The following is a 24632-nucleotide window of genomic DNA, read 5'->3' as shown; positions in this document are numbered from 1 at the left end:
TTAAAATATATTAATTAATCCCTGTTTTTATAGTTTAAAATATTAGTTAAACTATAAAAACAGGGACTAAAGTATTCCAACCTTAATCCCTCTCCCTATTATACTAACTCAATAATTACCATTTCTGCAGCATCGCCTTTTCTAGGTCCTAACTTCATTATCCTAGTATATCCACCGTTTCTCTCAGCGTACTTCGGTGCGATTTCATCAAACATATTTTTTACAACTGTTTCATCAGTCATAAAAGCTAAAGCTTGACGCTTAGCATGTAAGTCTCCTCTTTTAGCTAAAGTTATCATTTTATCAGCAAGTCTTCTAGCTTCTTTAGCTTTTGCTTCTGTTGTTTCTATACGTCCACTTTTAATTAAGCTAGTAACTAAGTTTCTTAACATTAAGTTTCTATGTGCCGTTTCACGTCCTAGTTTTCTTTGTACAGCCATGTCTATCCCTCCTTACTGCTTATTACTCATCACTCGGTTTTAAGTTAAGTCCAAGCTCTTTAAGCTTCTTTTGTACCTCTTCAAGAGACTTCTTACCTAAGTTGCGAACTTTCATCATATCTTCTTCTGCCCTAGTTGTTAACTCTTGAACTGTATTTATTCCAGCTCTTTTCAAACAGTTGTAAGATCTAACTGAAAGGTCTAATTCCTCTATTGTCATTTCCATTACTTTTTCTTTCTTGTCTTCTTCTTTTTGAACCATGATTTCAACATCCCCAACATGGTCTGTTAAAGTAATGAATAGGTTCAAGTGTTCATTCATTATTTTTGCAGCTAAAGAAATTGCTTCATCAGGTTTGATGCTTCCATCAGTATATAAGTCAATAACAAGTCTGTCAAAGTCAGTAACCTGACCAACCCTAGTATTTTCTACACTGTAGCTTACCTTTTTTACTGGCGTAAAAATTGAGTCTACAGGAATAACCCCAATTGGCATTCCCGGAGTTTTATTGTTTTCAGCAGGAATATAACCTCTTCCTTTTGCAACATTAATATCCATTGATAACTTTCCACCAGCATCTAAAGTTGCTATATGCATATTAGGATTTAGAATTTCAACATCCGCATCTGAAATAATATCACCTGCAGTTACAGAACCTTCACCTTCAGCCTCTATTCTAATAGTTTTAGGCTCATTAGAATGAAGTTTTAATGCTAAATCCTTTAAGTTTAGAATAATTTCAGTAACATCTTCCTTAACACCTGGTATTGTAGAAAACTCATGTAAAACAGTATCTATTTTAATTGATGTAACTGCAGCACCAGGTAGTGAAGATAGCATTATTCTTCTTAAAGAATTCCCTAATGTGGTCCCATACCCTCTTTCAAGTGGTTCAACAACAAACTTACCATAAGTATTGTCTTCACTTATTTCAGCAATCTCTACTTTTGGCTTTTCCATTTCCAACATAAATTGAAACCCTCCTTTTGTTCTATTTATCTACTATATTGAGGGCAACTGATTCTAATAGTTAATGCTCCAAGCAGTAAGCCCAAAATTCTATCTCGAAGATTTTGGATCGTTTGCTTTTTATATTATCTTGAATATAACTCTACGATTAAGTTTTCTGCAATTGGTAGATCAATATCTTCTCTAGTAGGTAGAGAAACTATTTTCCCCTCTAACTTCTCTGCATCTGCACTAACCCATTGTGGTGTAGTAGCTTTAGCAGCCTCAACAAGCTCTTTGAACTTTGGTGACGCTTTTGACTTATCTTTAACAGCAATAACATCTCCAACACTTACTAAGTAAGATGGGATATCTACTTTTCCACCGTTAACTGTGAAGTGTCCATGAACAACTAATTGTCTAGCCTCTGGTCTTGACGTTGCAAAACCTAATCTATAAACAACGTTATCTAATCTAGTTTCAAGTAGTCTTAATAAGTTATCCCCAGTAATTCCTGGTTGCTTATCAGCCATTTCAAAGTATTTTCTAAATTGAGTCTCTAAAACTCCATAGAATCTTTTCGCTTTTTGTTTCTCTCTTAACTGCATACCGTAGTTAGAAAGTTTTCTTTTGTTGTTACCATGTTGACCTGGAGCGTAAGCTCTTTTAGTAACAGCGCATTTATCTGTATAACATCTTTCACCTTTTAAATATAGCTTAAGTCCTTCTCTACGACATAATCTACATACTGCGTCTTTATATCTTGCCATCGATTACACCTCCTAATCCTTTAATTACTAAACTCTTCTTCTTTTTGGTGGTCTACATCCGTTATGTGGAACTGGAGTTACGTCCTTAATAAGTGTAACCTCTAATCCAGCAGCTTGTAATGATCTAATAGCAGCTTCTCTTCCTGCTCCAGGACCTTTTACATAAACGTCAATAGTTCTTAATCCGTGTTCCATAGCGCCTTTAGCAGCAGCCTCTGCAGCCATTTGAGCAGCAAAAGGAGTAGATTTTCTAGATCCTTTGAAGCCTAATTGACCAGCACTTGACCATGATAAAGTATTTCCTTGCATATCTGTCAATGTAACAATTGAGTTGTTAAATGTTGACTGGATATGAGCTTGGCCACGTTCTATATTTTTACGTTCTCTTTTTTTACGTGTTGTAGTCTTTCTTTTAACAGCCTTAGCCATTCCTTAAACCCTCCTTCTTATGACTATTTTTTCTTCTTACGTCCTACTGTTCTCTTAGGACCTTTTCTTGTTCTAGCATTTGTTTTAGTTTTTTGTCCTCTCACAGGTAAACCTTTAATATGACGAAGACCTCTATAACATCTAATTTCTTTTAATCTCTTAATGTTTAGGGAAATCTCTCTTCTTAGATCACCTTCAACTTGATAATCAGTATCGATAATTTTTCTTAATGCATTTACTTCTTCCTCAGTTAAGTCCTTAACTCTTGTATCAGGATTAATACCTGCACTAGCAAGGATTTTGTTAGAAGTTTTTCTACCAATACCATATATATATGTTAATCCAATTTCAGCACGCTTATCTCTTGGTAAGTCAACACCAGCGATTCTGGCCATTAAATTGCACCTCCTAATTCAACTATTAATAATTATTTTAAAATACAGTTTTACTTAATCTATTTTGAGAAATATATATGAATTAATCCTTAAGTGTCAGTGTGTCACTGAGCAGCCGCTCTTAAGAACTAATGATCACATTATGGTATTATACTATAAAACCTTATATTAATCTACACTAACCTTGTTTTTGTTTGTGCTTAGGGTTTTCGCAAATTACCATTACTTTACCTTTACGCTTAATTATTTTACATTTTTCACATATTGGTTTAACTGACGGTCTTATTTTCATTGTCAACCCTCCTTGACTACTTCTTTCTCCACGTAATTCTTCCACGTGTTAAATCATACGGCGATAATTCGATTGTTACTTTGTCTCCTGGTAATATACGAATGAAGTTCATTCTTAATTTTCCAGATATATGTCCTAATATTTCATGGCCGTTTTCTAATTCGACTTTAAACATCGCATTAGGAAGGGCTTCCTTAACAGTCCCTTCAACTTCTATTACATCTTGTTTGGACATGCGTTTTCCGAACCTCCATTCTTGGCTTTTGGCTGAAAACCAAGCCGCTCAAGTTCCTTTCTAACAAAAGCATTATTAATTTTTTTATTTTCTAATATGCTTTTGCGGATTTCCCCTGAGTACAAATTTAGTCTTAATAGATGTTTTATTTTCTTCTTCTTAGGTTTTTCAACCCTTCTCAAATAACCATCAACAACTACTACATGTTGATCATCTACTATATCTAGAACAATAAAATGTTTACCTTTGTCTCTTCCCATTGCTGACTGAACTACTTGACCTACATCTAAATCTCCTTGTTCCACAATGTCACCTCGTTTTAAATCATTATAACGCAGTTAGAATTTCAGGCTCTCCATCAGTAATTGCAACTGTATGTTCATAATGAGCTGAGTATTCGCCATCCAATGTTACGACCGTCCAACCATCAGATAATACTTTCACGTCATAAGTACCAATGTTTATCATCGGCTCTATTGCAAACACCATATTTGCTTTTAACCTAGGTCCCTTTCCAGGCAGGCCATAATTAGGTATTTGAGGTTCTTCATGCATATTAATTCCTATGCCATGTCCTACGTAGTTTCTTACAACAGCTAAGTTAAAAGATTCTACATAGCTTTGAATAGCATGGGATATGTCTGAAAGCCTATATCCTTCTTTAGCAAATTTTATGCCTTCGTAAAAGCTCTGTCTAGTCACATCAATTAGTTTCTGGGCCTCCGGTGAAATATTTCCTACAGGATGTGTTTCTGCAGCATCTCCATAATAGCCTTTATGCAGTACCCCAATATCTATACTTATAATATCGCCATCCTGTAAAGTTTTTAATCCCGGAATACCATGAACTACTTCATGATTTATAGATGTACATATGCTTGCTGGAAATCCATTATATCCTTTAAAAGCTGGTATAGCCCCTTTTCCTCGTATAAAGTCTTCTGCGATTTTATCAAGTTCTATTGTTGTAATACCAGGCTTTATAGATTTTTTTAGTAGCTCATGCGTTTCAGCAACAATTTTTCCGGCTTCTCGCATTATTTCGATTTCTTGGTGAGACTTTATATATATCATTTTAATCTTCCTTCAAGACTTTAATAATCTTTTCTGATACTACAGTAATAGGTAACTCACCATCAATTACTTCCAATAAACCTTTAGCTCTATAGTAGTCTATTAATGGTTTGGTTTCATTCATATATACTTCGATTCTTTTCGTAACTGTTTCTTCTGTGTCATCTTCACGTTGGTGAAGGTTCCCCTTGCATTTGTCACAGGTATCTACCTTCTCAGAAGGATTGAATTCAATATGGAAAGTTGCACCACACTCTTTGCAAATTCTTCTTCCAACAGCTCTTTTAATAAGCATTTGCTTATCAACTTCTATATTAATAACTCTATTTAATTGAACTCCCATATTTCTAAGGACTTCGTCTAAAGCTTCAGCTTGAACAGCAGTTCTAGGAAAGCCATCTAACAGAAATCCGTTTTCGCAGTCCTTTTGTTTTAGACGATCCTCTACAATTGCAACTACAAGCTCATCTGGTACTAATAGTCCTTGGTTCATATATTCTTTAGCCTTAAGTCCTAGTTCAGTACCTTGCTTTATATTATATCGGAAAATGTCTCCGGTAGATATATGGGGTATGTTAAATTCATTAACAATAACCTCAGCCTGTGTTCCTTTTCCAGCACCTGGAGGTCCTAATAGAATAGTTCTCATTAAACCATCTCCTGGTAAGTTATTAGTCACATGGGGTTAAACCCCATGCCCTATTTATTATTTTAAGAACCCTTGATAATGTCTCATTAACATCTGAGATTCAATTTGTTTCATAGTTTCTAAAGCAACCCCAACTACAATTAGAATTGCAGTTCCACCAAAGTGAACTGGGATGTTAAGATAAGGCATTAAAATCATTGGGAAAATTGTAATCGCAGCTAGGAAAATTGCTCCAGCTAATGTAATTCTATTTAAAACTTTAGTTAAATACTCAGATGTTGGCTTGCCTGGTCTTATACCTGGGATAAAGCCACCATACTTTTTCATATTTGTCGCAACTTCAATCGGATTAAAAGTAATCGCTGTATAGAAGTAAGTGAAAAATACAATTAAAAATGCTGTTAATATTGTATAAACATAGATTCCAGGGCTAGCCTGTGGTGATAGCCATACTGAAACAAATCTACCAAATCCAGTTTCGCTACCAAAGAACATAGCTATAGTTTGTGGGAACGCTAATACAGACATAGCAAAGATTACCGGAATTACCCCTGATTGATTAACTTTCAAAGGTATATGTGTACTTTGACCACCGTACATTTTTCTTCCTACAACTCTTTTTGCGTATTGTACTGGAATTTTTCTTGTTCCTTCTTGAATTGCAACTACACCAGCTACAATTGCAGCTACTATAACAATAAATACTAATATATTTAATATTGAGACTTCACCTTGTTGTGTTAGCAATATAGTTCTGTAAACTCCACCCGGAATACCTGAAACAATACCAGCAAAAATAATTAAAGAAATTCCATTACCAATTCCTTTTTCAGTAATTTGCTCTCCTAGCCACATTAAGAATGCTGTTCCTGCAACTAGTGTTAAAACTACTACAGTTATGCTAAATGCATCTCTTGTCATTAATGCCTGATTAAACAATCCTACTGTAATACCAACAGCTTGAATAAGTGCTAAAACAATTGTAGCATAACGAGTATATTGAGAAATTTTCTGTCTTCCCTCTTCACCCTCTTTAGCTAACTCTTCAAGACTTGGTATTGCAACAGTTAACAGATTCATAATGATACTAGCAGTAATATATGGAGTAATACTTAGTGCAAATATAGTCATATTTCCGAAGGCTCCTCCAGAAAACATGTCAAACATTGAAAGTAGACCTGCACTTTCTACAATAGCCCTTACACTTTCAATGTTTATCCCAGGAACTGGTATAACTGCACCAAGTCTAAATATTATTAATAGTAAAAAAGTGTATTTAATCTTACTGCGTAATTCGGGGATTTTCCAAGCATTCATTAGGGTAGATAACACCTAAATCACCTCGACCTTTCCTCCAGCCGCTTCAATTTTCTCAGCTGCTGTTTTAGTAAATTTATTAGCTTTAACCGTTAAGCTTTTTTCTAAATTACCTTCGCCTAAGATTTTTAAACCATCTTTCTCAATTTTACTAATAACTCCTACTTTTTTAAGGAACTCAGCAGTAATCTCCGTACCGTTATCAAACTTATTTAATGACTCTATATTAACTATATTGAACTGTTTTTTGAATGGATTATTAAAACCACGCTTAGGAAGTCTTCTAATTAAAGGCATTTGTCCGCCCTCGAAGCCTACTCTAACGCCGCCGCCGCTTCTAGACTTTTGTCCGTCGCCACCACGTCCAGCAGATTTACCAAGTCCAGAACCTGTTCCTCTACCTTTTCTCTTAGCTTCTTTTACAGCTCCCTTAGCAGGTCTAAGTTCATGTAGCTTCATGTTAACACCTCCTCAGTTTATGCTTCTTTAACTTCTACTAAATGTTTTACTACTTCTATCATACCTCTAGTTTGAGCATTGTCTGGTTTTTCAACTGATTGACCAATTTTTCTTAAACCTAATGCTTCAACTGTTTTTCTTTGGTTTGGTAAAGTACCAATAACGCTTCTTACAAGCTTTATATTTAAAGTTGACATCGCTTTTTCCCTCCTAACCTAAGAGTTCTTCAACTGTTTTACCTCTTAGTTTTGCTACATCTTGAGCTCTTTTAAGTTGGCTTAAACCATCGATAGTAGCATTAACCATATTTCTTGAGTTATTAGATCCTAGAGATTTAGCTCTAACATCTTTTAATCCTGATAACTCAAGTACGGCACGAACTGGCCCCCCAGCTATGATTCCTGTACCTTCTTTAGCTGGCATTATTAAAACATTTCCTGCTCCGAAATGACCACTTACTTGGTGTGGAATAGTAGTTCCAACTATTGGAACCTGGATCATGTTTTTCTTAGCATCTTGGATTCCTTTTCTAATAGCATCTGGTATCTCCATTGCTTTACCAGTACCAATGCCCACATGTCCGTTCTCGTCTCCTACAACAACTAGTGCAGCAAATCTAAAGTTTCTACCGCCTTTTACTACTTTAGTTACACGTCTAATAGCAACAACTTGTTCTTTTACGTCTAGTTGGCTCGCATCAATACGTTTTTGCATAATTAACCTCCTTTTCTCCTAGAAATTCAACCCGTTTTCTCTTGCACTCTCAGCTAATGCCTTAACTCTTCCGTGGTAGATATATCCCCCACGATCAAAAGTTACTGTAGTAATTCCTTTTTCAAGAGCTTTTTGAGCTACAAGTTTTCCTACAAGTTGCGCAGCTTCTTTATTTCCAGTTGTTTTTACTTGATCTTTTATTTCTTTATCTAAAGATGATGCTGCAACTAGTGTGTTGCCAGCCACGTCATCTATAATTTGTGCATAAATGTTATTTAAGCTTCTGTAAACATTTAATCTTGGTCTTACAGGAGTTCCCGCTACTTTATTACGAACTCTTTTATGTCTTTTTAGTCTTGTAAGGTTTTTGCTTACCTTTTTAAACAACTGACTTCACTCCTTTCTTATTTCTTACCTGTTTTACCCTCTTTACGTCTTACGACTTCGTCGGAGTATCTTATACCTTTACCTTTGTATGGCTCTGGTTTTCTTAATTCACGAATTTTCGCAGCATAGTTTCCTACTTCTTGCTTGTTGATTCCTTTAATAATAATCTCCGTTTGAGTAGGTGCTTCAACTGTTAATCCTTCAGGATCAACAAGCTCTACTGGATGTGAAAATCCTAAGCTTAATACAAGTTTGTTTCCTTGTTTATTTGCTCTATATCCAACACCAACAAGTTGTAACTTCTTTTCGAATCCTTTAGTTACACCATCAACCATATTATTAATTAAAGTTCTAGATAAACCATGTAATGATTTATGCTTTTTATTGTTAGTAGGTCTCTCAACGTTTAATACGTTACCTTCGATTGCGATTGTTAAATCAGTACTTATTTTTTCACTTAAAGTTCCCTTAGGGCCTTTAACTGTTACTAAATTTTTCTCATCAACATTTACTTCTACGCCCTGTGGTATCTCAATTGGCTTTAATCCAATCCTTGACATAGTTACACCTCCTTAATTGTGACTTCTATTACCAGATGTAAGCAACAACCTCGCCGCCAACGCCTTCTTTTCTTGCAATTTTATCTGTAATGATTCCTTTTGAAGTAGAAATTATAGCAATTCCTAGACCTCCAAGTACTTTAGGAATCTCATCTCTTTTAGCATATACTCTTAATCCTGGTTTAGATATTCTTTTAATACCAGTAATAACCTTCTCATTGTTTTTACCGTATTTTAATTGAACTCTAATAATACCTTGTTTCCCATCATCAATTACATCGAAACCTTTAACAAACCCTTCCTCTAAAAGAATGTTTGCTATTTCTCGTTTTATATTTGAAGCAGGAACATCAACTGTCTCATGTTTAACTGCACTTGCATTTCTAATCCGTGTTAGCATATCCGCTATTGGATCTGTCATTGTCATAGCCCTTACCTCCTTCCTAAATCTACCAGCTTGCTTTTTTAACGCCTGGGATTTGACCTTTATAGGCTAAATTTCTAAAACATATACGGCAAATACCAAATTTTCTTAAATAGCCGTGTGGTCTTCCACAGATTTTACATCTTGTATATTCTTGTGTTTTATATTTTTGCTTTCTCGCTTGTTTAACTTTTAAAGACGTTTTAGCCACTAATATTTCCCTCCCTATTTAGTAAATGGCATACCCATTAGTTTCAATAGTTCTCTAGACTCTTCATCTGTTTTCGCAGTAGTTACGAAGATGATGTCCATTCCTCTTACTTTTTCAACTTTATCGTATTCGATCTCTGGGAAAATTAACTGCTCCTTAATTCCAAGTGAGTAATTACCTCTTCCGTCAAAGGCTTTTGCACTAACACCTCTAAAGTCTCTTACCCTTGGAAGTGAAATATTCATAAGTTTATCAGCAAACTCATACATAATATTTCCTCTTAAAGTTACTTTTGCACCTATCGGCATTCCTTCACGTACTTTAAAGTTAGATACTGATTTTTTAGCTCTTGTAGTTACAGGCTTTTGACCAGCAATTATTCCTAATTCCTTAACTGCTACTTCTAATGCCTTAGCATTATCTTTCGCATCGCCTAAACCCATATTGATAACGATTTTTTCTAACTTAGGTACTTCCATTATATTTTTATATCCAAACTTTTCAACTAAAGCTGGAACAACTTGTTCTTTATATAAGTCTCTTAACCTAGCCATTAAGGTTCTGACCTCCCTTCAATAAATATTAATCTATAACTTCTCCAGTTTTCTTGCTTACTCTTACTTTGTCTCCGTTCTCTAAGAATTTGAAACCAATTCTTACTCCTTGGTCCGCTTTCTTTTCGAAGTACATTACGTTTGAAGCATCAATTGCCGCTTCACGTTTAATGATTCCACCTTGTTGGTTTTGTCCTGTCGGTTTTTGGTGCTTAGTTATAATGTTTACTCCCTCAACGATCACTTTATTGTTTTTAGGGATAACTTGAAGCACTTTGCCTTTTTTACCTTTATCTTTACCTGCGATTACAACCACAGAATCTCCTTTTTTTATACGCATGGATCAATGCACCTCCTCTTTTACAGTACTTCTGGAGCTAGGGATACAATTTTCATAAACTCTCTGTCTCTTAATTCTCTTGTAACCGGTCCAAATATACGTGTGCCTACTGGTTGTTTATCATCTTTTATAATAACCGCTGCATTTTCATCGAATCTAATATATGTTCCATCTTTACGTCTTGTCGTTGCAGTTGTTCTTACTACAACTGCCTTAACAACTTGACCTTTCTTTACAACACCACCAGGTGTTGCGCTTTTAACAGAACAAATTATTATATCTCCTACTCTTGCATATCTTCTTTTAGTTCCACCTAATACTCTAATACATAATAATTCTTTTGCGCCTGAATTATCAGCCACTCTAAGACGTGATTCCTGTTGGATCATAGTAGTACCTCCCTTCAATAATAAGGCTTACTTAGCTTTTTCAATTATTGTTACAAGTCTCCATCTTTTATCTTTCGATAATGGTCTTGTTTCCATAATTCTTACTTTATCACCAATTTGGCATGTATTTAACTCATCATGTGCTTTAAACTTTTTTGTTCTTTTAACGGCTTTTCCATATAAAGGATGACGTACAAAGTCTTCAACAGCCACAACGATAGTTTTATCCATTTTATCACTTACTACACGGCCGACTCTTGTTTTTCTTAATCCTCTTTCCACAGCATAAGCCTCCCTTCACGATTTAAATTATATTTTTAAGCGTTTTGTTGTTTAATTTCACGTTCTCTAATGATTGTCTTAATTCTTGCAATATCCTTACGAACATTTCTGATTCTAAGTGGGTTTTCAAGCTGTCCTGTCGCTAATTGAAAACGCAAGTTAAACAATTCACCTTTTAAGTCCGCTAGTTTTTGTGATAATTCCATATCAGACATATCTCTAACTAAATTAGCTTTCATCAGCTTCAACCCCCTTCACTTCAGTTTCCTCTCTTGTTACAAACTTACATTTGATTGGCAGTTTGTGCATTGCAAGTCTCATAGCTTCTCTAGCTTTCTCTTCTGAAACTCCGGCAATCTCAAACATAATTCTTCCCGGCTTAACAACTGCTACCCAAAATTCTGGAGAACCTTTACCGGCACCCATTCTTGTTTCAGCAGGTTTTTTAGTTACTGGTTTGTGTGGGAATATTTTAATCCACACTTTACCCCCTCTTTTGATGGATCTTGTCATCGCAATACGGGCAGCTTCTATCTGATTAGAAGTAATCCATGATGGTTCAAGCGCCATTAAACCGAATTCACCGTAAGATACAGTGTTTCCTTTAGTCGCTTTTCCAGCCATTTTACCTCTATGAACTCTACGACGTTTCACTCTTTTAGGCATTAACATAACATTTCCTCCTTCCTGTAAGGCTAATTACGCGTTTACTTCTTGGTTATTATCTTCTTTTACTACTTTTCTTGCTCTAGTAGGTAATACCTCACCTTTATATATCCAAACTTTAATACCTAATTTTCCGTAGGTAGTATCTGCTTCAGCAGTTCCGTAATCAATATCTGCTCTTAGTGTATGCAGTGGCACAGTTCCTTCACTGTATCCTTCAGTTCTAGCCATCTCTGCTCCACCTAATCTTCCAGAAGTTGAAACTTTGATTCCTTTAGCTCCAGCTCTCATTGCTCTTTGCATAGCTTGTTTCATAGCTCTTCTAAATGAGATTCTTCTCTCTAAAGCGAATGCAATGCTTTCTGCAACTAACTGAGAATCTATTTCAGGACGTTTTACTTCTACAACATTTACTACTACATTTTTCTTAGTCATTTTTTCTAGGTCTTTTTTAACTTCTTCTACTCCAAGACCACCTTTACCAATTACCATACCTGGTTTTGCAGTGTGTACGTTTACTTTAACTCTGTTATTAGCAGCTCTTTCGATCTCCACTTTTGAAACACCAGAGGTAAAAAGTTTCTTCTTTACATATACACGGATTTTATAGTCTTCAACTAAAAGATCTGAAAAGTCTTTTTTGTTAGCATACCATTTTGCATCCCAGTCCTTAATAATTCCAACTCTCAACCCGTGAGGGCTAACCTTTTGACCCATATATTTTTCCCTCCTCGTCCTATTTTTCTTTTAATACTACGCCGATGTGACTTGTTCTTTTTAATATAGTTGTTGCACGACCCATAGCGCGAGGTCTAAAACGTTTCATTGTTGGTCCTTGATTTGCATAAATTTCCGCAACAAATAATTGATCTCTATTCATATTGTGATTGTTCTCAGCATTAGCTGCTGCAGACTTAATTAATTTTTCAACTATAACAGCACCTGCTCTAGGTACATATTTTAATATCGCTAAAGCTTCATCAACTTGCTTTCCTCTTACTAGATCAACAACTTGTTGAGCTTTTCTAGGAGCAATTCTAACGTGTTTAACTATTGCTCTGGCTTCCATTAGGCAACCTCCTTTCAATATGAGAAAAAACTATTTCTTTTTAGTTGTTTTTTCGTTATCTGCGTGTCCTCTGTACGTTCTTGTAGGTGCAAACTCACCTAACTTATGTCCAACCATATCCTCTGTTACATAAACTGGAACATGTTTTCTTCCATCATGTACAGCTATTGTATGTCCGATCATATCTGGGAATATCGTTGATGATCTTGACCAAGTCTTTAAAACTTTTTTCTCGTTGTTTTGGTTCATTTCTTCTATTTTCTTAAGAAGTCCTTTATGAATAAAAGGTCCTTTTTTAGTTGATCTGCTCATTTAAACATCCTCCTTCCACAAGATTCTAACTGAATCTTTATGCAGCTAGATTATTTCTTTCTTCTTGATACAATAGCTTTGTTCGAAGCTTTTTTCTTATCACGAGTTTTGTAACCAAGTGCTGGTTTACCCCATGGTGTAACTGGACTTGGACGTCCGATTGGAGATCTACCCTCACCACCACCGTGTGGATGGTCATTAGGATTCATCGCAGAACCTCTAACTGTAGGTCTAATACCCATATGTCTTTTTCTTCCTGCTTTACCTATTGTAACATTTTCATGATCTAAGTTTCCTACTTGACCTACTGTTGCTTTACAGTCAATATTTATATATCTGATTTCTCCAGATGGTAATCTTAATAAAGCATTTTTACCTTCTTTAGCCATTAATTGTGCAGAGTTTCCAGCTGCTCTTGCAATTTGGCCACCTTTTTCAGGCTTCATTTCAATGTTGTGTACTACTGTACCAACAGGAATGTTTTTAAGTGGTAGTGCATTTCCAACTTTAATATCTGCATTTGGTCCAGACTCAACCATATCCCCAGCTTTTAATCCTGCTGGTGCAATGATGTATCTTTTTTCACCGTCTACATAGTGCAGTAGTGCAATGTTAGCAGATCTGTTTGGATCATATTCAATAGATGCAACCTTTGCAGGTATACCATCTTTGTTTCTTTTAAAGTCAATTATTCTATATTTTCTTTTTGCTCCACCGCCTCTGTGACGAGTAGTGATTTTACCATGAACGTTACGTCCACCAGTTTTAGTTAGAATCTCAACAAGAGATTTTTCTGGCTCTACTTTAGTAATCTCATCAAATGTTAAAACCGTTTTAGATCTAACACCCGGTGAAGTAGGTTTAAACTTCTTAATAGCCATTTAGGTTTCCCTCCTTCATTGAATTGCGGTAATTACATTCCATCAAAGAATTCGATTTCTTTGCTATCCGCTTTTAGCTTAACAACTGCTTTTTTCCAGTCCGCTCTTTTACCTTCATGTTTACCCATTCTTTTAGTTTTACCAATCATATTCATTGTATTAACTTTTTCTACCTTAACACCAAAAATAACTTCCACAGCTCTTTTGATGTCTATTTTGTTAGCTTTTTTGCTCACAACGAATGTATATTTTTTCTCAGCCATTGCGTTCATGCTTTGTTCTGATACTAAAGGTCTGATTATAATATCGTGTGGATTTGTCATTATGCGTACACCTCCTCCACTTTTTGAACCGCATCTTTTGTAATGATAAATTTATCATAGTTTACAATGTCATATACGTTTAAAGTGTTTACTGATGCAGTTTGAACTCCTGGGATATTGCTTGCTGATTTAACGATTGCTTCGTTGTTGTCAGCAATTACAATTAAAACTTTTTTATCAACTTTTAAGTTGTTTAATACTGAAACCATTTGTTTAGTTTTTGGTGCGTCAAATGCTAATTCATCTAATACTATTATATCTTGGCTATTAACCTTTGAAGTTAACGCTGATTTCATAGCTAACCTTCTTACTTTTTTAGGAACAGTGTATCTATAATCTCTTGGCTTTGGTGCGAACACAGTTCCACCACCAACCCATAATGGTGATCTTATAGTACCAGCACGAGCTCTACCAGTTCCTTTTTGTCTCCAAGGCTTTCTGCCTCCACCTCTTACTTCTGATCTTGTTTTAGCAGATTGAGTTCCTTGTCTTCTGTTTGCTAAATGATTTTTTACAACTTCATATATAGCAAATTGATTTACTTCAACTGCGAATATATTTTCGCTAAGTTCCATTTCACTTACCTGTTGTCCTGACACATTATATACCGCTACTTTAGGCATTTTCTAAATCCTCCTTTCTAAAAACAAACTATTTAGATTGTTTTTTAGATTGTTTTATAGTTAACGTACCACGTTTCGGCCCTGGTACAGCACCTTTTACTAAGATAATGTTTTTATCAGCCATTACTTGAACAACTTCTAAGTTTTGTACAGTTACTTGTACATTCCCCATATGTCCAGGTAATTTTTTACCTTTGAATACTCTTCCTGGCGAAGTAGCAGCTCCCATTGAACCTGGTCTTCTATGATATCTAGAACCGTGAGCCATTGGTCCTCTACTTTGACCATGTCTCTTGATTACGCCTTGGAATCCTTTTCCTTTTGTAACTCCAGTAATATCTACTTTTTCTCCAGCTTCGAAAGTTTCAACTGTTAATTCTTGACCTACTGTAAAGTTCTCTACACTGTCAAGTCTAAACTCTTTAACTTTTCTCTTTGGTGCAGTTCCTGCTTTTTCAAAGTGTCCTTTTAAAGGTTTGTTAGTTAATTTCTCTCTTACTGTTTCGTAACCTAATTGAACTGCAGTATATCCATCTTTTTCAGCAGTTTTAACTTGAGTTACAACATTTGGCTCAACTTCAATAACCGTTACAGGTATTACAACACCTGCTTCGTTGAAGATTTGAGTCATGCCAATTTTTCTTCCAATTATACCTTTCATCTTTACACCTCCATTATTCTTACAGCGGATTATACACAATGTACAATCATACTAAGAGAAGGATCTATATATAACCATCTCTTTTATTTTTAAAATTAAAGTTTTATTTCAATGTCCACACCAGCTGGTAAGTCTAATCTCATTAAAGAATCAACTGTTTTAGGTGTTGGACTTAAAATATCAATAAGTCTTTTGTGAGTTCTTTGTTCGAACTGCTCTCTAGAATCTTTGTACTTATGAACAGCTCTTAAGATAGTAATGATTTGTTTTTCAGTTGGTAACGGTACTGGACCAGATACCTCTGCACCACTTCTTTTTGCTGTTTCAACGATTTTCTCTGCTGATTGATCTAATAATTTATGATCATAAGCTTTTAATCTGATTCTGATTTTTTGTTTACCCTTGCTCATTTAAATAACCTCCTTCTATCGCACGCGATTTTTTTACGTACGACCTAGACATTGAACACTGTTCCGTGTGTGTTGATGTTTCTCTCAAAAAAAAGCATTCAATAGTCTTGTCGCCCGATTCATTGATCAAGACATTCTCCACGAAAATTCCCTTAAGGAGCAACCTTTCGCTTCATCGCAACCCAATAAAGCACACTAATATAGTTTACAACAAATAGGTTGTAAATACAAGTGTTAAATTAATTTTTTTATTGATTTTTTCTTGTTTCTTTATATGTTAACAATGCAAATTTAGAAGAAGAGTAAAATACTCTCCTTCTAAATATAAGCATCATTGTATAAGCTATTGCTTGATTACTCGATAATCGAAGCTACAACTCCAGCTCCTACAGTTCTTCCACCCTCACGGATAGCGAATCTTAATCCTTCTTCTGTAGCGATTGGGCTGATTAATTCGATTTCCATAGTTACGTTATCTCCTGGCATAACCATTTCCATTCCATCTGGTAACTTGATTGATCCTGTTACGTCAGTTGTTCTGAAATAGAATTGTGGTCTGTATCCATCGAAGAATGGAGTATGTCTTCCACCCTCTTCTTTTTTAAGAACGTATACTTCTGCCATGAATTTTGTATGTGGTTTGATTGTTCCTGGCTTAGCTAATACTTGTCCTCTTTCAATCTCTGTTCTTTGAACCCCTCTTAAAAGTGCTCCGATGTTATCTCCAGCTTGTGCTTGATCTAATAGTTTTCTGAACATCTCTACTCCTGTTACTACTAACTTTCTTGGAGCTTCTGATAATCCTACTAACTCTACCTCGTCTTGTACTTTTACGATTCCTCTTTCTACTCTTCCTGTTGCAACTGTTCCTCTTCCTGTTATAGAGAATACGTCCTCTACTGGCATTAAGAATGGTCTGTCAATTGCTCTTTCTGGCTCTGGAATGTATGTGTCAACTTGCTCGAATAACTCAACAATTTTGTCTCCCCATGGTCCCATTGGATCATTTAATGCTTGAAGTGCTGATCCTCTGATTATTGGAGTGTCATCTCCTGGGAACTCATACATATTTAATAAGTCTCTTACTTCCATTTCTACTAATTCTAATAACTCTTCGTCATCTACCATATCACATTTATTTAAGAATACTACGATGTATGGTACCCCTACTTGTCTTGATAATAGGATATGCTCTCTTGTTTGAGGCATTGGACCATCTGCTGCTGAACAAACTAAGATAGCTCCGTCCATTTGTGCTGCTCCTGTGATCATGTTTTTAACATAGTCAGCATGTCCTGGGCAGTCAACGTGTGCGTAGTGTCTGTTTGGAGTCTCGTACTCAACGTGTGCTGTTGAGATTGTAATTCCTCTTTCTCTTTCTTCTGGTGCTTTATCGATTTGGTCAAATGCTACTGCATTTCCTGTTCCGTATCTTTTGTTTAATGTCATTGTTATAGCTGCTGTTAATGTTGTTTTACCATGGTCTACGTGTCCAATAGTTCCAATATTTACGTGCGGCTTATTTCTTTCAAACTTTGCCTTTGCCATCTTAATAATTCCTCCTTAAATTAAATCTTTATTAATATAAGTAATTTTTTATTTGGATGGATAGTAGTTGCTAAGAGCCCACTACTATCCAAAATTTAAAACTATTTTCCAGCCATTATTTTTTCAGCTATGCTATTTGGTACTTGCTCGAAATGGTCAAATTGCATAGAGTAGTTTGCACGACCTTGAGATTTAGATCTTAAGTCAGTTGCATATCCAAACATTTCTGAAAGTGGAACAAAACATCTGATTGCTTGAACTCCACCGATTCTTGGCTCCATACCCTCAATTTTACCTCTTCTTGAGTTTAAGTCACCAATAACGTCTCCCATATACTCTTCAGGAGTAACTACTTCTACCTTCATATATGGCTCAAGTAATACAGCTTTTGCCTTTCTCATAGCATCTTTAATACCCATAGATCCGGCAATTTTAAATGCCATCTCAGAAGAGTCAACCTCATGGTATGAACCATCGTATACTTCAACTTTTAAGTCAACTACTTCATAACCAGCAAGAACACCATTTTTCATAGCTTCTTGGATACCAGCATCTACTGCAGGAATATATTCTTTCGGAATAGCTCCTCCAACTACGCTGTTAACAAATACATAACCTTGACCTGGTTCTTGAGGTGTAACTCTAAGCTTAACGTGTCCGTATTGTCCACGACCACCAGATTGTCTTGAGTATTTAGAATCAACTTCTGCTGTTTGAGTAATAGTCTCTTTGTAAGCTACTTGTGGTTTACCAATGTTAGCTTCTACTTTAAACTCTCTAAGCATTCTGTCTACGATTATCTCTAAGTGAAGCTCACCCATTCCAGCGATAATTGTTTGACCAGTTTCCTCGTCAGTATATGTTCTGAACGTTGGATCCTCTTCTGCAAGTTTTTGTAGAGCCATACCCATTTTCTCTTGGCCAGCTTTAGTTTTAGGCTCAATAGCTACAGAGATAACTGGCTCTGGGAATTCCATTGACTCTAAAATTACAGCATGGTTAGGATCACATAAAGTATCTCCTGTAGTTGTATCTTTAAGACCTACTGCCGCAGCAATATCTCCAGCAAATACTTCAGTTATTTCTTCTCTAGTGTTAGCATGCATTTGAAGAATACGTCCGATTCTCTCTTTTTTATTCTTAGTTGAATTTAAAACATATGAACCTGACTCAAGTCTTCCTGAGTAAACTCTGAAAAAAGCAAGTTTACCTACATATGGGTCAGCCATAATTTTAAATGCTAAAGCAGAGAATGGCTCGCTATCATCTGCATGTCTTTCTATTTCTTCCTCTTCATCATCTGCAGATACCCCTTTAATAGCAGGAATATCTAATGGAGATGGCATAAATGCAACAACTGCGTCAAGAAGTAATTGAACACCTTTGTTTTTGTAAGCTGAACCACAGAATACAGGAGTCATTTGAGTTAAGTTTGTTCCTTTTCTTATCCCATTCATAATCTCTTCTTCTGTAAGTTCTTCACCTTCAAGATATTTCATCATTAATTCTTCGTCAGTTTCTGCAACTGCCTCTACAAGGATAGTTCTGTACTCTTGAGCTAATTCCATCATGTCCTCAGGTATATCAACCACTTCTTGATCTTGACCTAAGTCATCTTTGTACATAGTTGCCTTCATCTTCACTAAGTCGATAATACCCTTGAAAGTATCTTCTTTACCTATTGGTAATTGAATTGGAACTGCATTAGCTCCAAGTCTAACTTTCATCATATTAACAACGTTAAAGAAGTCAGCACCTAACATATCCATTTTGTTAACAAAAGCCATTCTTGGTACTCTATATTTATCCGCTTGTCTCCATACTGTCTCAGACTGAGGCTCAACCCCGCCTTTAGCACAGAATACTGCAACAGATCCGTCTAATACCCTAAGTGATCTTTCTACCTCTACAGTAAAGTCCACGTGACCTGGTGTATCTATAATGTTGATTCTATGGTTATTCCATTGGCACGTAGTTGCAGCAGAAGTAATTGTAATACCTCTTTCTTTCTCTTGCTCCATCCAGTCCATTTGAGAAGCTCCTTCATGAGTTTCTCCTAACTTACGAACTTTACCTGTGTAAAACAATATTCTCTCTGTAGTTGTTGTTTTACCAGCATCGATGTGAGCCATAATTCCTATATTTCTAGTTTTATCTAGTGGAAACTGCCTAGGCACATTTATCCTCCTTCCGTAAAAACAATCTTAAAATCTTACCATCTATAGTGAGCAAATGCTTTGTTTGCCTCTGCCATTTTATGAGTGTCTTCTCTCTTTTTAACTGATGCTCCTGCATTGTTTGCTGCATCCATAATTTCTTTAGCTAATCTTTCTACCATGCCTTTTTCGCCTCTAGCTCTTGTATATCTTACTAACCATCTAATTCCTAGAGTCTGTCTTCTTTCAGGTCTAACCTCAACTGGTACTTGGTAGTTCGCACCACCAACACGGCGAGCTTTAACCTCTAAGATAGGCATAATATTATTCATTGCTTTTTCAAATACTTCTAATGCTTCTTGACCTGTTCTTTGGTTAACTAGTTCAAAAGCATCATAAACTATTCTTTGAGCTGTTCCTTTTTTACCATCTAACATAATACCATTAATTAATTTTGAAACTACTTTGCTTCCATACATTGGATCTGCTAATACTTCTCTTTTAGGTACATTTCCTTTTCTAGGCACCTTTCTTCCCTCCTTAAATAACTAATTAAAGTTCATCGGTACTCGACAACCAAAGATTGCCGTCGTGTGCAACTAATGCTTATCATATATATGCATTAACGCTCAGCGACATAATCTACTTTTTACCTGTTGTTGCAGCTTTTCCTGCTTTTGGTCTTTTCGCACCATACTTAGATCTTGCTTGCTTTCTGTTGTTTACTCCTGCTGTATCAAGTGTTCCTCTTACAATGTGGTATCTAACCCCTGGTAAGTCTTTTACCCTACCACCTCTGATAAGAACAACGCTGTGTTCTTGAAGATTGTGTCCAATACCTGGAATGTAAGCTGTTACCTCAATACCATTTGTTAATCTTACCCTAGCTACTTTTCTTAATGCTGAGTTTGGTTTTTTTGGAGTAACTGTTTTAACAGAAGTACAAACTCCTCTTTTTTGAGGCGCGCTCTGATTTGTAGATTTTCTTCTTAACGAGTTAAATCCTTTTTGTAACGCTGGAGCTGTTGATTTGTCTTCAATTTCTTTTCTACCTTTTCTTACTAATTGACTCATTGTAGGCATCTATTGCACCTCCTTCCAAAGTTCAAAACTTCTTATTATTTTAATGTAGCAGCAGTTGCTGCACCAACATCAATACCACAAGCTTTTCCAAGCTTTTTCATAGATTCTACGTAAATAGTCTCTATATTCTTTTGTTTTGCAGCCAGTTTTATCTTTTCAACTACCTTTGGATCTGCATCTTCTGCAATATACAGAGCCTTAACGCCTTCTTCATTAATAGCCTTAGCTACTTGTTTCAGGCCTACTACTTTGTTTAGATTTTTTAGTTCTTCTAACATAAAAGCATCCTCCTTTTTTAAGCTCCTAAAAAAGATAACTCTTTCTCAGATTCTAAAAAAGTCAACTTTATAGATTTCCTTACAAATAACACACTTAAATATTCTAACACTCGTAAAAAGTTGTGTCAACATCTTCTTTGTAAAATCAGATATTGAAAATAAATGGGTACTCCGGAAAATTCTCCGAAGTACCACTAAAATATATTTAGAACTATTCGGATAAATCAACTAATTCTTCTTCATCCAGTTTAACTTCTTCCAATTTTTCTTCCTCAGTATTTAACATAATATTCTTATAACGTTTCATACCCGTACCTGCTGGAACAAGTTTTCCAATTATAACGTTCTCTTTTAAACCGATTAAGAAATCTTCTTTTCCTTTAATAGCCGCTTCTGTTAATACTCTAGTAGTTTCTTGGAATGAAGCTGCAGATAAGAAGGATTCTGTTGCTAGTGAAGCCTTTGTTATTCCAAGCAGAGTTCTATTATATTGAGCTGGTTCGTTTCCTTGGTCCTCTACTGCCTTATTGATATCATCAACTATGAATATACTCTCAAGAGCACCTGGTAATAAATCCGTATCCCCTTCTTCTTCTATTTTTACCCTACTTAGCATTTGTCTAACAATAACTTCAATATGTTTATCATTAATATCTACACCCTGCATTCTATAAACACGCTGTACTTCTCTAATAATGTAGTTTTGTACGCCTTCAACACCCTTTATTCTTAGAATGTCGTGTGGATTTACTGAACCCTCAGTAATTTCATCCCCTGCTTCAATCACTTGGCCATTTTTAACCTTAATTCTTGCAGTGTATGGGATTTCATATTTGCTTTCTTCGTTTCCATTTGTAACAATAACTTCTTTCTTCTTCTTAGATTCAGTTATTTGAACCGTACCGCCAATTTCACTGATGATTGCAAGCCCTTTAGGTTTACGAGCCTCGAATAACTCTTCAACCCTCGGTAAACCTTGAGTAATATCCGCACCTGCAACTCCGCCTGTATGGAAGGTTCTCATCGTAAGCTGTGTTCCAGGCTCTCCTATGGATTGAGCAGCTATAATACCAACTGCTTCTCCAACCTTTACAGGTTCGCCAGTTGCTAAGTTTCTTCCATAGCAAGTAGCACATACTCCATGTTTTGTTTTACAGTTCAAGATTGCTCTTAGTGTTACTTTTTCTATGCCTAATTTAACAATCTTAGTAGCGTCATCTTCAAGAATCATATGGTTTTTCGGAACGATTACTTCGCCCGTTTCCGGATTAATAACATCTTCAGCTGCGTGTCTTCCTACAATTCTATCGTATAGCTCTTCTATTACTTCATTACCATCTTTGAAAGCTGATACTACAGTTATATCATCAGTACCACAATCAATCTCTCTTACTATAACATCTTGACTTACGTCAACAAGTCTTCTTGTTAAGTAACCAGAGTCCGCTGTTCTTAGGGCAGTATCCGCTAGACCTTTTCTGGCACCGTGAGTAGATATGAAGTACTCTAGTACTGACAGACCTTCACGGAAGTTAGCTTTAATTGGCATTTCAACCGTATGACCAGTTGCATTTGCCATAAGTCCCCTCATTCCACCAAGCTGTCTTATTTGGTTTTTGCTTCCCCTCGCTCCTGAGTGAGCCATTATAAATACGTTATTTAAGCTATCTAAGTTATTCATTAGGGCATCTGTTACTTTTTCAGTAGTTTTAGTCCAAGTCTCGATAACCTTTTCATATCTCTCTTCATCTGAAATTAGTCCTCTTCTGAAGGCCATTTCAAATTTATCAACCTTTTCCTCTGCCTCTGAAATAAGTTCTGCCTTTTCCTTTGGAATTTCCATATCTGATACAGCTATTGTTATGGCACCTTTAGTTGAATACTTAAAGCCTGTTTGTTTAATATAGTCAAGAACTACAGAAGTTTTCGTGTTAGCATGCTTTCTAAAGCATTTGTCAACTACAAGTCCTAAAGCCTTTTTATCACATAGGAAATCTACTTCTAAGGCGTATTTATCCTCTTCACGGTTAACAAAGCCCAGGTCCTGAGGAATTTTTTCATTGAAGATAAATCTTCCTACAGTACTTTCAACTAGTTTTCCTCTATCGTCTTTATTTAACTTCATTCTAACTTTAACTCTAGCATGAAGATCCACCACTCCATTGCCATAGGCTAATAGCATTTCTTCAAAATCTTTAAAGATCATACCTTCGCCCTTAGCTCCAGGTATTTCTATAGTTAAGTAGTAGCTACCAAGAACCATATCCTGTGTTGGGGTAGTAATCGGGTGTCCATCCTTAGGTGCTAATATATTATTAGGTGATAGCATTAAAAATCTAGCTTCAGCCTGTGCTTCTACTGAAAGTGGCACGTGAACCGCCATTTGGTCTCCATCGAAATCCGCATTGTACGCTGTACAAACCAGTGGATGAAGCTTAATAGCTTTTCCTTCTACTAGTACCGGTTCAAAGGCTTGAATACCAAGTCTATGCAGAGTAGGGGCACGGTTAAGAAGAACTGGATGATTACTTATAACCTCTTCTAATACATCCCAAACCTCAGGCTTAACCTTTTCTACCATTCTCTTTGCACTCTTAATATTATGGGCATGGCCTTCTTCTACAAGCTTTTTCATAACGAAAGGCTTAAATAGCTCTAGTGCCATCTTCTTCGGTAATCCACATTGGTAGAATTTTAATTCTGGACCAACTACGATAACTGAACGACCGGAGTAATCTACCCTCTTACCTAATAGATTTTGTCTGAAACGACCTTGCTTACCTTTAAGCATATCTGATAGGGATTTTAATGGTCTATTTCCAGGACCAGTAACCGGCTTTCCTCTTCTACCGTTATCTATTAAAGCATCAACTGCCTCTTGAAGCATCCTCTTCTCATTTCTAACGATAATATCAGGAGCACCTAAGTCCAGTAATTTTTTTAATCTATTATTTCTATTAATAACTCTTCTATATAGGTCATTAAGGTCAGATGTAGCAAATCTTCCACCATCTAACTGAACCATCGGTCTTATTTCCGGAGGGATTACTGGTATTACATCAAGAATCATCCACTCTGGCTTATTCCCTGATTTTCTAAAGGCTTCAACAACCTCCAGTCTTCTTATGGTTCTTACTCTTTTCTGTCCTGTACTTTCCTTAAGTTTCTTTCTTAAATCCTTTGATAGTTCTTCTAAGTCAATTTTTCTTAAAACCTCTTGGATAGCTTCAGCACCCATTTTAGCCTTAAATCTACTTGACCCATATTTCTCTACATACTCGCTATATTCTTTCTCAGTTAGAATTTGTTTTTCTGTTAAATCCGTTTCCCCCGGATCAACTACAATATATGCAGCAAAGTATAGAACTTTTTCTAAAGTTCTAGGTGACATATCTAAAAGTAATCCCATTCTACTTGGTATTCCTTTGAAATACCAAATATGAGAAACAGAAGCTGCCAACTCAATATGTCCTATTCTTTCTCTTCTAACCTTAGACTTTGTTACTTCAACACCACAACGATCACACACTACACCTTTATATCTTACTCTTTTGTATTTACCACAGTGACATTCCCAGTCCTTCGTAGGTCCGAAGATTTTTTCACAGAATAAACCCTCTTTTTCAGGCTTTAAAGTTCTATAGTTAATCGTTTCCGGCTTCTTAACTTCCCCTTTAGACCACTGTCTTATTTTTTCTGGAGAAGCCAAAGCTATTTGTATAGATTCAAAATTGTTTAACTCGTACAAGGGG

General features: G+C 35.9%; 38 protein-coding genes. All 38 read right to left on the bottom strand.

What is annotated here, in order from left to right; translation table 11 throughout:
- Positions 1 to 98: 98 nt before the first annotated feature.
- Positions 99 to 440, bottom strand: coding sequence for a 50S ribosomal protein L17 (gene rplQ / locus HZR23_RS06605; protein ID WP_132848847.1), 342 nt, complete (start codon positions 438 to 440; stop codon positions 99 to 101).
- Positions 441 to 462: 22 nt separating this feature from the next.
- Positions 463 to 1410, bottom strand: coding sequence for a DNA-directed RNA polymerase subunit alpha (locus tag HZR23_RS06600; protein ID WP_132848848.1), 948 nt, complete (start codon positions 1408 to 1410; stop codon positions 463 to 465).
- A 125-nt stretch (positions 1411 to 1535) separates the two neighbouring features.
- Entirely contained in the window at positions 1536 to 2159 is a 624-nt protein-coding gene (gene rpsD / locus HZR23_RS06595; protein ID WP_132848849.1) for a 30S ribosomal protein S4, read from the bottom strand.
- Between the two features lie 27 nt (positions 2160 to 2186).
- Entirely contained in the window at positions 2187 to 2588 is a 402-nt protein-coding gene (gene rpsK / locus HZR23_RS06590; RefSeq protein WP_132848850.1) for a 30S ribosomal protein S11, read from the bottom strand.
- Positions 2589 to 2611: 23 nt separating this feature from the next.
- The gene (gene rpsM / locus HZR23_RS06585) at positions 2612 to 2983 is read right to left on the bottom strand and encodes a 30S ribosomal protein S13 (RefSeq protein WP_132848851.1); all 372 of its coding nucleotides are present in this window, start codon (positions 2981 to 2983) and stop codon (positions 2612 to 2614) included.
- Positions 2984 to 3161: 178 nt separating this feature from the next.
- Complete coding sequence (rpmJ, locus tag HZR23_RS06580) at positions 3162 to 3275, bottom strand: 50S ribosomal protein L36 (RefSeq protein ID WP_132848852.1); 114 nt, start codon at positions 3273 to 3275, stop codon at positions 3162 to 3164.
- A gap of 16 nt (positions 3276 to 3291) precedes the next feature.
- Complete coding sequence (infA, locus tag HZR23_RS06575; protein WP_132848853.1) at positions 3292 to 3510, bottom strand: translation initiation factor IF-1; 219 nt, start codon at positions 3508 to 3510, stop codon at positions 3292 to 3294.
- Positions 3492 to 3815, bottom strand: a complete 324-nt coding sequence (locus HZR23_RS06570; RefSeq protein WP_249536751.1) for an RNA-binding protein — start codon at positions 3813 to 3815, stop codon at positions 3492 to 3494. The genes infA and HZR23_RS06570 overlap by 19 nt, the downstream gene beginning before the upstream one ends.
- 22 nt (positions 3816 to 3837) lie before the next feature.
- Positions 3838 to 4584, bottom strand: coding sequence for a type I methionyl aminopeptidase (gene map, locus HZR23_RS06565; protein WP_132848854.1), 747 nt, complete (start codon positions 4582 to 4584; stop codon positions 3838 to 3840).
- Between the two features lies 1 nt (position 4585).
- Positions 4586 to 5233 carry an adenylate kinase gene (locus tag HZR23_RS06560; protein WP_132848855.1) on the bottom strand — a complete coding sequence of 216 codons (648 nt, stop codon included), beginning with the start codon at positions 5231 to 5233 and terminating at the stop codon, positions 4586 to 4588.
- Positions 5234 to 5290: 57 nt separating this feature from the next.
- A complete protein-coding gene (secY, locus tag HZR23_RS06555; protein ID WP_132848856.1) occupies positions 5291 to 6565 on the bottom strand; it encodes a preprotein translocase subunit SecY in 1275 nt (424 codons plus the stop codon).
- Entirely contained in the window at positions 6566 to 7009 is a 444-nt protein-coding gene (rplO, locus tag HZR23_RS06550) for a 50S ribosomal protein L15 (RefSeq protein WP_132848857.1), read from the bottom strand.
- 17 nt (positions 7010 to 7026) lie between these two features.
- The gene (gene rpmD, locus HZR23_RS06545) at positions 7027 to 7206 is read right to left on the bottom strand and encodes a 50S ribosomal protein L30 (RefSeq protein WP_132848858.1); all 180 of its coding nucleotides are present in this window, start codon (positions 7204 to 7206) and stop codon (positions 7027 to 7029) included.
- 13 nt (positions 7207 to 7219) lie between these two features.
- Positions 7220 to 7723 carry a 30S ribosomal protein S5 gene (gene rpsE / locus HZR23_RS06540; RefSeq protein WP_132848859.1) on the bottom strand — a complete coding sequence of 168 codons (504 nt, stop codon included), beginning with the start codon at positions 7721 to 7723 and terminating at the stop codon, positions 7220 to 7222.
- 18 nt (positions 7724 to 7741) lie between these two features.
- Positions 7742 to 8110, bottom strand: a complete 369-nt coding sequence (gene rplR, locus HZR23_RS06535) for a 50S ribosomal protein L18 (protein WP_132848860.1) — start codon at positions 8108 to 8110, stop codon at positions 7742 to 7744.
- Positions 8111 to 8127: 17 nt separating this feature from the next.
- A complete protein-coding gene (gene rplF / locus HZR23_RS06530; protein ID WP_132848861.1) occupies positions 8128 to 8670 on the bottom strand; it encodes a 50S ribosomal protein L6 in 543 nt (180 codons plus the stop codon).
- Positions 8671 to 8698: 28 nt separating this feature from the next.
- Positions 8699 to 9097 carry a 30S ribosomal protein S8 gene (gene rpsH, locus HZR23_RS06525; protein WP_132848862.1) on the bottom strand — a complete coding sequence of 133 codons (399 nt, stop codon included), beginning with the start codon at positions 9095 to 9097 and terminating at the stop codon, positions 8699 to 8701.
- A 22-nt stretch (positions 9098 to 9119) separates the two neighbouring features.
- Positions 9120 to 9305 (bottom strand): type Z 30S ribosomal protein S14, encoded by a 186-nt coding sequence (locus HZR23_RS06520; protein ID WP_132848863.1) that lies wholly within the window; start codon positions 9303 to 9305, stop codon positions 9120 to 9122.
- Between the two features lie 14 nt (positions 9306 to 9319).
- The gene (gene rplE, locus HZR23_RS06515) at positions 9320 to 9859 is read right to left on the bottom strand and encodes a 50S ribosomal protein L5 (protein WP_132848864.1); all 540 of its coding nucleotides are present in this window, start codon (positions 9857 to 9859) and stop codon (positions 9320 to 9322) included.
- Between the two features lie 28 nt (positions 9860 to 9887).
- Complete coding sequence (gene rplX, locus HZR23_RS06510; RefSeq protein ID WP_132848865.1) at positions 9888 to 10199, bottom strand: 50S ribosomal protein L24; 312 nt, start codon at positions 10197 to 10199, stop codon at positions 9888 to 9890.
- A gap of 20 nt (positions 10200 to 10219) precedes the next feature.
- Positions 10220 to 10588 carry a 50S ribosomal protein L14 gene (gene rplN, locus HZR23_RS06505; RefSeq protein WP_132848866.1) on the bottom strand — a complete coding sequence of 123 codons (369 nt, stop codon included), beginning with the start codon at positions 10586 to 10588 and terminating at the stop codon, positions 10220 to 10222.
- Between the two features lie 27 nt (positions 10589 to 10615).
- Positions 10616 to 10870: a 30S ribosomal protein S17 gene (rpsQ, locus tag HZR23_RS06500; RefSeq protein ID WP_132848867.1), complete on the bottom strand. Its 255-nt coding sequence runs from the start codon at positions 10868 to 10870 to the stop codon at positions 10616 to 10618.
- Positions 10871 to 10905: 35 nt separating this feature from the next.
- The gene (gene rpmC / locus HZR23_RS06495) at positions 10906 to 11109 is read right to left on the bottom strand and encodes a 50S ribosomal protein L29 (protein WP_132848868.1); all 204 of its coding nucleotides are present in this window, start codon (positions 11107 to 11109) and stop codon (positions 10906 to 10908) included.
- Positions 11099 to 11542: a 50S ribosomal protein L16 gene (rplP, locus tag HZR23_RS06490; protein WP_132848869.1), complete on the bottom strand. Its 444-nt coding sequence runs from the start codon at positions 11540 to 11542 to the stop codon at positions 11099 to 11101. Before rplP ends, rpmC begins: the two co-directional genes overlap by 11 nt.
- Before the next feature lie 27 nt (positions 11543 to 11569).
- Positions 11570 to 12253, bottom strand: coding sequence for a 30S ribosomal protein S3 (gene rpsC, locus HZR23_RS06485; protein ID WP_132848870.1), 684 nt, complete (start codon positions 12251 to 12253; stop codon positions 11570 to 11572).
- A gap of 19 nt (positions 12254 to 12272) precedes the next feature.
- On the bottom strand, positions 12273 to 12605 hold the full coding sequence (gene rplV / locus HZR23_RS06480) for a 50S ribosomal protein L22 (RefSeq protein ID WP_132848871.1): 333 nt from the start codon (positions 12603 to 12605) through the stop codon (positions 12273 to 12275).
- A gap of 30 nt (positions 12606 to 12635) precedes the next feature.
- Positions 12636 to 12917: a 30S ribosomal protein S19 gene (rpsS, locus tag HZR23_RS06475; protein ID WP_132848872.1), complete on the bottom strand. Its 282-nt coding sequence runs from the start codon at positions 12915 to 12917 to the stop codon at positions 12636 to 12638.
- A 50-nt stretch (positions 12918 to 12967) separates the two neighbouring features.
- On the bottom strand, positions 12968 to 13798 hold the full coding sequence (gene rplB / locus HZR23_RS06470; RefSeq protein ID WP_132848873.1) for a 50S ribosomal protein L2: 831 nt from the start codon (positions 13796 to 13798) through the stop codon (positions 12968 to 12970).
- A gap of 32 nt (positions 13799 to 13830) precedes the next feature.
- On the bottom strand, positions 13831 to 14121 hold the full coding sequence (gene rplW, locus HZR23_RS06465; protein ID WP_132848874.1) for a 50S ribosomal protein L23: 291 nt from the start codon (positions 14119 to 14121) through the stop codon (positions 13831 to 13833).
- On the bottom strand, positions 14121 to 14744 hold the full coding sequence (gene rplD, locus HZR23_RS06460) for a 50S ribosomal protein L4 (protein ID WP_132848875.1): 624 nt from the start codon (positions 14742 to 14744) through the stop codon (positions 14121 to 14123). The genes rplW and rplD overlap by 1 nt, the downstream gene beginning before the upstream one ends.
- 28 nt (positions 14745 to 14772) lie before the next feature.
- Positions 14773 to 15405 (bottom strand): 50S ribosomal protein L3, encoded by a 633-nt coding sequence (gene rplC / locus HZR23_RS06455; protein ID WP_132848876.1) that lies wholly within the window; start codon positions 15403 to 15405, stop codon positions 14773 to 14775.
- Positions 15406 to 15500: 95 nt separating this feature from the next.
- On the bottom strand, positions 15501 to 15815 hold the full coding sequence (rpsJ, locus tag HZR23_RS06450) for a 30S ribosomal protein S10 (RefSeq protein WP_132848877.1): 315 nt from the start codon (positions 15813 to 15815) through the stop codon (positions 15501 to 15503).
- Positions 15816 to 16169: 354 nt separating this feature from the next.
- Positions 16170 to 17363, bottom strand: a complete 1194-nt coding sequence (tuf, locus tag HZR23_RS06445; RefSeq protein ID WP_213050339.1) for an elongation factor Tu — start codon at positions 17361 to 17363, stop codon at positions 16170 to 16172.
- Positions 17364 to 17464: 101 nt separating this feature from the next.
- Positions 17465 to 19540, bottom strand: coding sequence for an elongation factor G (gene fusA / locus HZR23_RS06440; protein WP_132849634.1), 2076 nt, complete (start codon positions 19538 to 19540; stop codon positions 17465 to 17467).
- A gap of 35 nt (positions 19541 to 19575) precedes the next feature.
- On the bottom strand, positions 19576 to 20046 hold the full coding sequence (gene rpsG / locus HZR23_RS06435; protein WP_132849633.1) for a 30S ribosomal protein S7: 471 nt from the start codon (positions 20044 to 20046) through the stop codon (positions 19576 to 19578).
- Between the two features lie 115 nt (positions 20047 to 20161).
- On the bottom strand, positions 20162 to 20602 hold the full coding sequence (rpsL, locus tag HZR23_RS06430) for a 30S ribosomal protein S12 (RefSeq protein WP_132849632.1): 441 nt from the start codon (positions 20600 to 20602) through the stop codon (positions 20162 to 20164).
- A gap of 35 nt (positions 20603 to 20637) precedes the next feature.
- Positions 20638 to 20880 carry a ribosomal L7Ae/L30e/S12e/Gadd45 family protein gene (locus HZR23_RS06425; RefSeq protein ID WP_132849631.1) on the bottom strand — a complete coding sequence of 81 codons (243 nt, stop codon included), beginning with the start codon at positions 20878 to 20880 and terminating at the stop codon, positions 20638 to 20640.
- 211 nt (positions 20881 to 21091) lie between these two features.
- Positions 21092 to 24628: a DNA-directed RNA polymerase subunit beta' gene (gene rpoC / locus HZR23_RS06420; protein ID WP_132849630.1), complete on the bottom strand. Its 3537-nt coding sequence runs from the start codon at positions 24626 to 24628 to the stop codon at positions 21092 to 21094.
- Positions 24629 to 24632: the final 4 nt, after the last annotated feature.

Source organism: Serpentinicella alkaliphila (assembly GCF_018141405.1).
Taxonomy (GTDB): Bacteria; Bacillota; Clostridia; order Peptostreptococcales; family Natronincolaceae; genus Serpentinicella; species Serpentinicella alkaliphila.
This window is presented reverse-complemented; position numbering and strand designations above follow the sequence as displayed.